Origin of the sequence: Rhodovulum kholense (assembly GCF_003053725.1) — a bacterium.
GTDB lineage: Bacteria > Pseudomonadota > Alphaproteobacteria > Rhodobacterales > Rhodobacteraceae > Rhodovulum > Rhodovulum kholense.
Window position 1 is genome coordinate 80,664 of record NZ_QAYC01000015.1, and the last position, 10,621, is coordinate 91,284.

Here is a 10,621-nt window from a genome sequence, read left to right on the forward strand (position 1 = left end):
CGCCGGGATGTGACATAGGCACAAAGGCCGGACCGGCAATGTGCACATCCGCGTGAGCCCCGGGGGCGTGATCCGGCCGCGCTCTGCCCTAGGTCAAGGGAAGCCCTTGCCCGACAAGGGAGGCAGACAGGAGATCGAATGAGCGTCAATGCGATGATCGTATCGGCCGGCGAGGCGCTGGAGGTTCTGCGCGCCGGATGGCAGGCACAACAGGCCGGGCAGATGACGGCCTCCTACATGCTTCACGGGCGGCCCGGCGTGGGCAAGACCCAGGTGATCGAGCAACTGGCCGCCGAGATCGGCGCGCGGCTTTTCGACCTTCGGCTGACCACCATCGAGCCGCAGGACCTGCGCGGGCTGCCCTATTACGACCACGAGGCGCAGAAGACCAAATGGTACCGGCCCGAGGACCTGCCCGACGACCCCGCGCAGCCCTCGATCCTGTTTCTCGACGAACTCACCGCCGCCTCGCCGATGCTGCAGCCGACGGTCTACGGGCTGTTGCAGGAACGCCGGGTGGGGCGGCACCGGCTGCCCGGCAATGTCTTCATCGTGGCGGCGGGCAATACCGTCGAGGACGGGGCCATTGCCTATCAGATGAACACCGCGCTGTCGGACCGGCTGATCCACCTGCATGTGCAGGCCGCGGCGACCGACTGGCTGGACAATTACGCGGTGCCGAAGGGGCTTCACGCGACCGTCGTCGCCTTCATCAAGACCCGCCCCGACCTGCTGGACACGACCGAGCGCGCCGTGGCCGAGGGCCAGCTGATCGCGACCACGCCGCGCAGCTGGGAGCGGGTCAGCCAGATCATGGGCGCGGTGGCCGAGCGGCGTCTCAGAAACGTGCTGATCGCGGGCACGGTGGGCGACGCGGTGGCCGCCGAATTTGCGCTGATCGCCGACGACATCGCCGCGACGGTCCAGGTGCAGGAGATGCTCGAAGCCTCGCGGAAGGACCGGATCGGTCTCTATCCCGCCTCGATGCACGGGTTGAACGCACTGATCTACGGGCTGATCGGGGTTCTCGACGCGCGCAACGCCGATGCGGTGATCGACTGCATGGCCGAGATCCGGCAGCTGGCGCGCCAGCGCCCTGAAGAGGCGTTTCAGCGGATGCCGCTGGGCGAGCTCTGCACCTACGGCTTCGAGGGGCTGATCCGCAAGGGGCTCGACCTTGGGCTGGGCGAACGGTTCCTCGGGCACGAGGCCTATCGAAGCTATGCGGCCGAGCGCAAGGCGGCGGGGCTGTAAGGTGATCCCGTCGCGGCATTCGGCCCGGGCCACCCGGGCCTTGCAGAAGCTGGCCGAAGAGGACCCGGCCTTCGCGGCGCTGGCGCTGTGGTGCACCCATGCCGACAGCGATGCACGCGAGGGTCCGGCCTGGACCGATGGCGCGGCGATTCGCTACGGGCCCGCCTTCGAGGCCCTGAGCCTGCCTGAACAGATCGGCGTCGCGGCCCATCACATCCTGCATGTCGCCTTTCGCCACGCGCCCCGGACGCAGGCGATGTATCTGCGCTTCGGCGACCGCTTCGACGAGGACCTCTTCAACCTCGCGACCGATGCCATCGTGAACGAGACGCTGATGCTGTCGGGCTTCATCCTGCCCCGGCCCGTGGTGCGGCTGACCGGGCTTCTGAAGACTGCCGCCCGAGAAGAGCTGGGCGCCGACGAGGCGGTGACCCGCTACGATGCCGAACGGCTTTATCTGCGGCTTTTGCAGGACGACGCGCCCCAAGGCGGCAAGGCCGGCGACCGTGGCATGCGCGCGGGCGGCGCGGCGGGCGAGGGCCAGGGGCAGGGCAGCACCGGCGAGGCGCGGCCACGGCCCGGGGGCGCTGTCGCCGAGGCCGCGCGCGACTATGGCCGCCAGCAGGGCTTTGCCCCCGATATCGACACTGGCGGCACCGACAGCGATCAGGGCGCGGGCAGCGAGGCCGATGCCGAGTGGCGCCAGCGCGTGGCCCGTGCGATGGAGGCCGGGCGGATCGCCGGGCACGGCATCGGCATGCTCGGCCACCGGCTGGCCGACCTGCCCGAGGTTCACACCCCCTGGGAACAGCATCTGCGCGCCTTGGTGACCCGGGCGGTGACGGTGCAGCCCCAGCCCCGCAGCACCCGCCCGGCCCGGCGCTGGATCGCGCGCGACAGCGACGCGCGGGCGCGGGGCGAGCCCTCTCCGGCCTTCGAATATGCCTGGACCCGCGATCTCGAAATCCCCCGGATCGTCGTGGGCATCGACAGTTCCGGGTCGGTCGAACCGACCCTGCTGGCCAAGTTCGCAGCCGAGGTGGCGGGGATTTCCAAGCGCACCGGGGCCGAGACACATGTTCTGGTCTTCGACACGAAGGTGCAGGGCCATCAGGTGATGGGCGGCGGCATCTGGGAGGGCCGCATCGCGGATGTGCTCTTCTCGCGCGAGGGCGGGACGTCCTTCATCGCGGTGATGGAAGAGGCGCTGGCGCTGGGCCCCTCGGCGGTGGTGATCCTGACCGACCTTCTGGGACCCTTCGGCCCGCCACCGCCGCGCGGCCTGCCGGTGATCTGGGCGGTGCCGGGCGAGGTGCCGCCGGGCGGCGCGCCCTTCGGTCAGGTGCTGTCGCTGGCGCGCTAGGTCTCAGAACGGCAAAAGCGGCGCGTCGTTTCTGAGATACAGCGGGTGCTTGGCCGACCCGTCCTGGTTCTTGCCGAAACAGAACAGCGGCCGGCCGCTGTCCCGCAGCGCGGCGACGATGCCGTCCACCACCCCGGCATAGCGAGGATGAAGCCGGCCATAGGCCATCACCACGACCTCGGCTTCGGCGGCCATGGCAAGGATCGCGGGCAGGTTCTCGGGGCTGCAGGCAAGGGCCGGATCCTTCGGCAAGTCCTTGGGGTTGGTCACCCGATAATCCAGCACATTGCCCTTGAGATAGCGGGTAAAGCCCAGCACCGCGGCGCGCCTTGTCTCCTTGGCGCAGGTATTGTCCTGCACCAGCGCATCGGCGGTCGAGGGGTTCATGCCGCAGAAGAGGATGGTCCGGGCGGGCTGGCCTTCGGGCGTCCAGTCGCGTTCGAGCCGGGTCCGGTAGCGTCCGCAGGGCGAAAAGACGGCACTGCCGCGCATGCCCGGCGGCAGCGCCCAGCGGGTCTTGCCGCCCGGATCGTGCAGGCTGGAAGGGTCGATTTCGGTCATGGCGGCGGTTCTACCCCGGGCGGCGGCCGGACGAAAGCGGCCCCGGCCCGGTCAGACCGCCTCGCGGCAGTCGAGCGGGTCGATCCGCACGCGGCCCTCCGGGCTCAGCAGGAACACATCCTGACCCTCGATCACGACCGCCGACAGGGCGCGGCCATAGCCCGCCCCGGTGTCCAGATTGACCCGGTTGCCGCAGTTCTTGACCGCCTCGACCTGGGTATGGCCATGCACGATCAGGGCGCCGTGGTCGCGGGTGTCGCGGTGAAACTCGCTGCGGATCCAGAACAGGTCGGTCACGTCCTGCGCGTCCAGCGGAATGCCCGGCCGTATCCCCGCATGGCAGAAGAAGGCCGCGCCGCGCCGGTAGAAGGGCCGCAGGTCGTCGAGGAAGGACATGTGGTCCGCCGGGATCTGCGCCCGGGCATCGGCGTGAATGTCCAGCATCATCCGGTGCGTGCCCGCATCGACGCCGTAAGAGGCCAGCGTCGCCCGGCCGCCCACGCCGTCCTCGAGCCAGTGCATGGCGGGGTTCGTCGGCTCCTGTTCGCAGGTCGGCAGCAGGAAATGCTGCATCCAGCGGTCGTGATTGCCCATCAGGCAGATCCAGGGAGCGCCGCGCCGGAGCCCGTCCAGCAGAAACTCGATAACCCCGCAGCTGTCGGGGCCGCGGTCGACATAGTCGCCGACATGGACGACCGGCGCCTCGGCATCGCCGGTCCGCGCGCGATCCTCGACAATGCGGGCATGCGCCGCTTCCAGCAGGGCGCGCTGTCCGTGGATATCGCCAATGGCATAGGTTCTCAGCATTTTCTCGACCTCAAAAAGCGAAGGGCCTGCCGTCAGACACGCGGCAGGCCCTCCCTGTCGTTCAAACCGATCCGGCCCGGCCGGCGCGATCTCAGGCGATCTCGAATTCCAGCGGGCGGACCTGCTGGAAGAGCCCGGTCTTCTCGAGTTCTTCCACTACATGTGCGGGCATCGGCTGGTCCAGATACATCAGCGCGATCGCATCCTCACCGGCCTTTGTCCGCCCAAGGGTGAAGTTCGCGATGTTGACCCCATGCGCGCCCATCGCCGCGCCGAGCGCGCCGATGATGCCGGGCACGTCCCGGTTGGTGGTGTACAGCATGTGCTCGCCGATCTCGGCATCGATGTTGATGCCCTTGATCTGGATGAAGCGCGGCTTGCCGTCCGAGAAGACGGTGCCCGCGATCGAGCGTTCGCGCTTGTCGGTGACGACAGTCATCTTGATGTAACCGTCGAAGATGCCCGACTTGCCCTGGGTGGTGGTCGAGATCGCGATGCCGCGTTCCTTGGCGATCACCGGGGCCGAGACCATGTTCACCTCGGCGATCACCTCTTTCAGGACGCCCGCGATGGCCGAGGCGTTCAGGGCGGCGGTGTTCATGTCGGAGGCGACGCCGTCATAAAGGATGTTGATCGCCTTGATCGGCTCGTCGGTCATCTGCCCGATGAAGGACCCGACATGCCCGGCCAGCTTGATCCAGGGTCCCATGACCTTGGCTTCCTCGGCGGTGATCGAGGGCATGTTGATGGCGTTGGTGACGGCGCCGGTCATCAGGTAGTCCGACATCTGCTCGGCGACCTGAAGGGCCACGTTTTCCTGCGCCTCGGTGGTCGACGCGCCCAGGTGCGGCGTGCAGACGACGTTGGGCAGGTTGAACAGGATGTTCTCCTTGGCGGGCTCGACCGCGAAGACGTCGAACGCCGCGGCCGCGACATGACCCGATTTCAGCAGCTCGGCCAGGGCCTCCTCGTCGACCAGACCGCCGCGGGCGCAGTTGACGATGCGCACGCCTTTCTTGGTCTTGGCCAGCGCGTCCTTCGAGAGGATGTTGGCGGTCTTCTCGGTCATCGGCACGTGGAGCGTGATGAAGTCGGCCTTGGGCAGCAACTCGTCCAGCTCGACCTTGGTCACGCCCAGCTTGTCGGCACGTTCCTGCGACAGGAAGGGGTCGTAGGCCAGAACCTTCATCTTCAGGCCGATGGCACGGTCGGCGACGATGGACCCGATATTGCCGCAGCCGATCAGGCCAAGGGTCTTGGCGGTCAGCTCGACCCCCATGAAGCGGGATTTCTCCCATTTGCCGGCATGGGTCGAGGCGTTGGCCTCGGGGATCTGCCGGGCGGCGGCCATCATCATCGCAATGGCATGTTCGGCGGTGGTGATCGAGTTGCCGAAGGGGGTGTTCATCACGATCACGCCCTTCTTGGACGCGGCCGGGATGTCGACGTTGTCGACGCCGATGCCGGCACGGCCGACGACCTTGAGGTTGGTGGCAGCCTCGAGGATCTTTTCGGTCACCTTGGTGGCCGAGCGGATGGCCAGGCCGTCATACTGGCCGATTGCCTCAAGCAGCTTGTCCTTGTCCTTGCCGAGGTCGGGCAGGAAGTCGACATCGATGCCGCGGTCACGGAAGATCTGCACGGCGGTTTCGGAAAGCTTGTCGGAAACGAGAACCTTGGGGGCCATTTGGGCACTCCTCATGGAATGGGGGCATGGGCCGGACGGGCATCGCCCGGCCACGAATTTTCGCAGAAAATTCGCGTCAGGCGGCGGCCGTCTGCGCCTCGATCTCGGCCTCGAAGGCCCATTCGATCCAGGGCATCAGCGCCGCGACATCGGCGGCCTCGACCGTGGCGCCGCACCAGATCCGCAGACCCGCGGGCGCATCGCGATAGGACCCGATATCGAAGGCCACGCCTTCCTTTTCCAGCCGCTTGACGATGGCCTTGGCGAAGGCCGCACCGTCCTTGATCCGCGCGTCGGTGAATTTCAGGCAGACGCTGGTGTTCGACCGCGTCGCAGGGTCCGCCGCCAGGTTCTCGATCCAGGGTTTCGCATCGACGAAGTCCTGCACCGCCCTGAAGTTCGCGGTCGAGCGCTCCATCAGCTTCGGCAGGCCGCCGATCGATTTCGCCCAGTCGAGCGCCACCAGGTAGTCCTCGACCGCCATCATCGACGGGGTGTTGATGGTCTCGCCGACAAAGATGCCCTCGATCAGCTTGCCGCCCTTGGTCAGGCGGAAGATCTTCGGCAGCGGCCAGGCGGGCTTGTAGCTTTCCAGCCGTTCGACCGCGCGCGGGCTCAGGATCAGCATCCCGTGCGCGCCCTCGCCGCCCATCACCTTCTGCCAGGAGAAGGTCACGACATCGAGCTTGTCCCAGGGCAGGTCCATCGCGAAGGCGGCCGAGGTCGCGTCGCAGATCGTCAGGCCCGCACGGTCAGCCGGGATCGCGTCGCCATTCGCCACGCGCACGCCCGAGGTGGTGCCGTTCCAGGTGAAGACCACGTCCTTGTCGAAATCGACCTCGGCGAAATCGACGATCTCGCCATAGGGGGCCTCGCGCACGGTGGCGTCGAGCTTCAGCTGCTTGACGACATCGGTGACCCAGCCCGCGCCGAAGCTTTCCCAGGCCAGCATCTCGACTCCGCGAGCGCCCAGCATCGACCACATCGCCATCTCGACGGCGCCGGTATCCGAGGCGGGCACGATCCCGATACGATAGTCGGCAGGCACGCCGAGGATCTCGCGCGTGGTGTCGATGGCGGCCTTCAGCTTGGCCTTGCCGATGGCGGCACGGTGCGACCGGCCAAGAGCGGCGTCCGCAAGCATGTCGACAGAGAAGTTGGGGAGTTTAGCGCAAGGGCCGGACGAAAAACGCGGATTGACCGGGCGCGCTGCCGGGGTAGCGGTAACCATCGCTGGTATCCTTCCAGATATACGCCCCTCGTTGGGGAGGGGTGTCCCGCCGCCGCAAATACGCTTCCCCGGAAAAAACCGCAAGTATCAAAAGGGTCCGCCATGCATATTCTTGCGGCGTGCAACGGAACGATGCGTGAACGGGCGCCGATTGCATGTGCAAAATCGGTGCCGTTCGTTCCCCATACGTCCCGAGACAGCGCCCAAGATAACGCCGCTGCGGCTGGCTCCCGCACCCGTTGCGGGGCATCGGCACTTGTCAGTGCCAGCGCGACCGGGATCTCCTCACCCGTCGCGGCTATCCAGGTCCGCCTGGGCGATATACGCGCTCGCCTTCGTCGGGGAGAACGTCCCCCGGACGTTTTCCTGATCCTCCTCAGTCAGACTCTCGTTGGCTGACCGCAACTCCCGGACCTCGCGCTCCAGGTCGTTCGCCATCGCTCTCGGACCAACGGCGCTCCAACGGCGCGCTCCGGTCCCGCTCTGCGCTGGTCAGGCCGGGCCCCGGCATCGCGTTCGGTGCCCTGGCACCAGACACGCAGGCTGTCCGAAGACCAGCCGAGCTTCGGCGCAATCGCCCGATAGGCCGCGTTATCGCCGGCGTGTTCGCCACGGCGTTCCCTGAAAAGCCGGACGCCGCGCTCACGCAGCTCGGCCGGGCAGGATGGGCTGTAAGATTTCCTGCTCATCACGGGTATGCTTCGAGCTTCTTGCTCACCGATAAATACGGGGCGGTTCTGGACAGCAGCTGCCGACCAGAGGCGTGCTGCGAAGCAGATCGCGGCCGAGGATACCGGATGTCGAAAGGGACAGGCCGAACCGCCGCCCTCATCAGGCGCCTGCCTTGCCTACGCCTGTCGAGGCATTCAGATCGGCGGCTTGACCGACCAGATTCCGCCGGGTCGATACATGGCCGCCGATAAGGTCGCGCGCGGGCTCAGAGCCCCAAGCGGTCTCATGACCCACGATGCCTGCAAAGTCTGCACTTCGGAGCCGGACAGAATCGTCGCCAACCCACTCCACCAGATGCCGGGACCGAACGCCTAGTCTGCAACATCGAGGCGCAGCTTCTCTATATCCCGCTTGGGGGGATTGCCGAAGAGGCGGGCGTATTCCCGGCTGAATTGCGACGGACTTTCGTAGCCCACGCGATAGGAAGCGCTGGCCGCATCGAGGTGATCGTTGAGCATCAACTGCCGCGCCTCGTTGAGGCGGAGCCACTTCTGGTATTTCAGCGGGCTCATGGTCGTGAGTTCGCGGAAATGCTGGTGGAAGGTCGAGGCGCTCATCTGCGCGCGCTCTGCCAGATCCTCCACGCGAAGCGGCTTGGCATAGTTCAGCTTCATCCAGTTGAGCAGCGCCAGGATCCGCTGGTTCGGGGTGCCTGCGGCCACGAAGGACCACAGGCGCGCGCCCTGATCGCTGACCAGAAGACGATAATGGATCTCCTGCAGGATCAGCGGGGCAAGGAACGGGAGTGCGTCGGGTTCGTCAAGCAGCGCGACCAGTCTTTCGAGCGGGGCAATCAGCTTTGGCGTCATGGTTCCCACGGCAACGCTGCTGCGGTCTCTCTGCCGGCGCGGCGGCGTCACGTCGCGGGCCACCATCCGGGCCAGAATCCGCTGGTCGAGCTTCAGGACGAGGCCCAGGCAGGGGGTGTCCGGGCTGGCCTCGATGATCTGCGTCTGTCCGGGAATTTCCAGCGAGGTGATGAGAAAGCCCGAAGGGTCGTAGCGATGCGGCGCACCGCCGACGAACATCTGCTTTGCCCCCTGGGCCACGACCAGCAGCGCAGGCTCGACCAGACAGAGATCGGGCTCGGTCGGCCGGGTGCGCTGAAAGAAGCTCAGCCCGTCGATCGGTGTCGAGACATCCTCGGCAGGGCCGGACCAGCCCCGGATCATCCCGGCGAGTTTCGCGTGCGGCGTCTGTCCGTGTCGGGTTTCGTGTTCGCTCATTTGCGCGATGTCCAAATGGAATCGCGGAGCCACCCGAAGGCGGCTCCGCCGGTTCGTCACAGGGTTTCTGAAAAGAAGCTGACGAACTTGTCGAAGGGGATCTTGTCCATCTGGTCGTAGAGATCGGTATGGGTGGCGCCCTCCACGATGAACAGTTCCTTCGGTTCCGCCGCGTTTTCATAGGCGGTTTTACTGAAGTAGAGCGAATGCGCCGCGGAACCGTGGACCAGCAGGATCGGGCGCGGCGCGATCTCGTCGATATAGGTCAGCAGCGGCATGTTCATGAAGGACAGCGGCGTGGTCAGTGTCCAGGAGGCATTGGAATTGACGGATCGCGGGTGGAAGCCGCGCTTCTCGTCCTTGTAATAGGCCGCGTATTCCACGACGAACTGCGGCTCGCCGCCCTTCAGTTCCAGGCCGTTGGGGCCATAGGCCGGGGCGCCGGCCTCGGCGTCGGCCCAGCGTTGACGGCTCAGGCCGTCCAGCGCCTCGGCCCGCTGCTCGGGCGTGGTGCTGTCGAAGTAGCCCTTCGCCATCATCCGGCTGATGTCGTACATGGTGGTGGCGGCGACGGCCTTGATCCGCTTGTCGGCGGCGGCCGCGTTCAGGCCCATGCCGCCGAAGCCGCAGATGCCCAGGATGCCGATGCGTTCGCGGTCGACGCCGGGCAGCAGGCCCAGGAAGTCGACGGCGGCGCTGAAATCCTCGGTGTTGATCTCGGGCGAGGCCAGGTTGCGGGGCTCACCGCCGCTTTCGCCGGTATAGGAGGCGTCGAAGGCTAGGGTGACGAAGCCGCGTTCGGCCAAGGTCTGCGCGTGCAGGCCGGAGGATTGCTCTTTCACCGCACCGAAGGGCCCGCTGACCGCAATTGCGGCAAAGGGACCACCGCCCTTCGGGGTGTAGAGGTCGCCGGCCAGTTCGATGCCGTAGCGGTTGGAGAAGGTGACCTTGCGGTGGTCGACCTTGTCGCTTTTCGGGAAGGTCTTGTCCCAGTCCTGCGTGAGTTCCATCCTGTATCCTTTCGAGGTCGGCACGCGAGCATGTGCGTCGCCGTTGCATGCTGGATAGTCCATGAAAGCTTGATGCAGATAGACCATTGCCGCAGTATTCTTGCCTGATCCTGCGACAGGCAGTGATAATGCGAAAACCTCCCAACCCGTGCATGGAAGGCCCGGCAGACGGCTCTCCCGGCCGCAAGTCGCGCCCTGACTCCGGACGGACGATGAGGGGCAGCAAGATCGTAAGGCCCGGTTTGCGGCGACGCATTTCCCGGGGAAATCCGCGTCGGGCGGGCACCCATGAACGCAGGGCAGGACCCCGTCCGCAGAGCGCCCGGTCGTTGCGCCGGAACTTCTTCGTGGGGGTCTCCGCTGGCCACCTGCCTTGTCTTCGCCCCCTCGCGGACCGGAATGCACCCTGTCGCGCGGCGGGCCGGTCGGACACCAGCGCAGCCGGGGCAATGTGGGGGCGGGGCGGATGGTCGACCGCATCCTCGCGCGGCGGGTGGCCGATCCGGCCATTTTCATCGATGGGCCGGGAACGGCCGTCGACCGCGGCGGCGTCTGTTTTTCTTTGAGAAGACTCTGCCGACAACTGCCGTTCAACGCTTGTTCGAAGGGCCGCCTGACGACTCGCGAAGGTCGAGATCCGCTTGGCAACTTTCGTCGCCGCAGATCCGGGTGCGCGCCGATCGAACCAAGCGGGAAACAGGGCGCCGCCGGACGCGGGGCTAGGGACCGCAATCCGCCGGTTGCACATCC

At 66.6% G+C, this 10,621-nt stretch carries 9 protein-coding genes; 3 read left to right on the forward strand and 6 right to left on the reverse strand.

The genetic code is table 11. The features are described 5' to 3' along the window. The first annotated feature begins 138 nt into the window (after window positions 1-138). Entirely contained in the window at window positions 139-1,254 is a 1,116-nt protein-coding gene (locus tag C8N38_RS16930) for an AAA family ATPase (RefSeq protein WP_108028328.1), read from the forward strand. A gap of 1 nt (window position 1,255) precedes the next feature. Beyond that, entirely contained in the window at window positions 1,256-2,617 is a 1,362-nt protein-coding gene (locus C8N38_RS16935; RefSeq protein WP_245895779.1) for a vWA domain-containing protein, read from the forward strand. 3 nt (window positions 2,618-2,620) lie between these two features. On the opposite strand, the gene C8N38_RS16940 is transcribed toward C8N38_RS16935, so the two are convergent. The 6 genes from C8N38_RS16940 to C8N38_RS16965 all read right to left on the reverse strand — a co-directional run bounded on the left by C8N38_RS16940 (window position 2,621) and on the right by C8N38_RS16965 (window position 9,958). Beyond that, window positions 2,621-3,178 (reverse strand): DUF1643 domain-containing protein, encoded by a 558-nt coding sequence (locus C8N38_RS16940; RefSeq protein ID WP_108028329.1) that lies wholly within the window; start codon window positions 3,176-3,178, stop codon window positions 2,621-2,623. Between the two features lie 51 nt (window positions 3,179-3,229). Then, entirely contained in the window at window positions 3,230-3,982 is a 753-nt protein-coding gene (locus C8N38_RS16945) for a metallophosphoesterase (protein ID WP_108028337.1), read from the reverse strand. A gap of 94 nt (window positions 3,983-4,076) precedes the next feature. Continuing rightward, window positions 4,077-5,672: a phosphoglycerate dehydrogenase gene (serA, locus tag C8N38_RS16950; protein WP_108028330.1), complete on the reverse strand. Its 1,596-nt coding sequence runs from the start codon at window positions 5,670-5,672 to the stop codon at window positions 4,077-4,079. A gap of 76 nt (window positions 5,673-5,748) precedes the next feature. Continuing rightward, complete coding sequence (locus C8N38_RS16955) at window positions 5,749-6,903, reverse strand: phosphoserine transaminase (protein WP_108028331.1); 1,155 nt, start codon at window positions 6,901-6,903, stop codon at window positions 5,749-5,751. A 1,043-nt stretch (window positions 6,904-7,946) separates the two neighbouring features. After that, a complete protein-coding gene (locus C8N38_RS16960) occupies window positions 7,947-8,876 on the reverse strand; it encodes an AraC family transcriptional regulator (RefSeq protein WP_215731171.1) in 930 nt (309 codons plus the stop codon). A gap of 41 nt (window positions 8,877-8,917) precedes the next feature. Continuing rightward, complete coding sequence (locus tag C8N38_RS16965) at window positions 8,918-9,958, reverse strand: alpha/beta hydrolase (RefSeq protein WP_215731172.1); 1,041 nt, start codon at window positions 9,956-9,958, stop codon at window positions 8,918-8,920. 379 nt (window positions 9,959-10,337) lie between these two features. Here C8N38_RS16965 and C8N38_RS21735 point away from each other — a divergent pair. Next, on the forward strand, window positions 10,338-10,621 hold a 284-nt coding region (locus C8N38_RS21735), incomplete at its 3' end, for a hypothetical protein (RefSeq protein ID WP_215731173.1).

Bases quoted from the DNA above. Each gene is read 5' to 3' on its own strand.
- C8N38_RS16930 (WP_108028328.1), top strand. From the start codon at position 139: ATGAGCGTCAATGCGATGATCGTATCGGCCGGCGAGGCGCTGGAGGTT.
- C8N38_RS16940 (WP_108028329.1), bottom strand. From the start codon at position 3,178: ATGACCGAAATCGACCCTTCCAGCCTGCACGATCCGGGCGGCAAGACC.
- serA (WP_108028330.1), bottom strand. From the start codon at position 5,672: ATGGCCCCCAAGGTTCTCGTTTCCGACAAGCTTTCCGAAACCGCCGTG.
- C8N38_RS16955 (WP_108028331.1), bottom strand. From the start codon at position 6,903: ATGGTTACCGCTACCCCGGCAGCGCGCCCGGTCAATCCGCGTTTTTCG.
- C8N38_RS16965 (WP_215731172.1), bottom strand. From the start codon at position 9,958: ATGGTCTATCTGCATCAAGCTTTCATGGACTATCCAGCATGCAACGGC.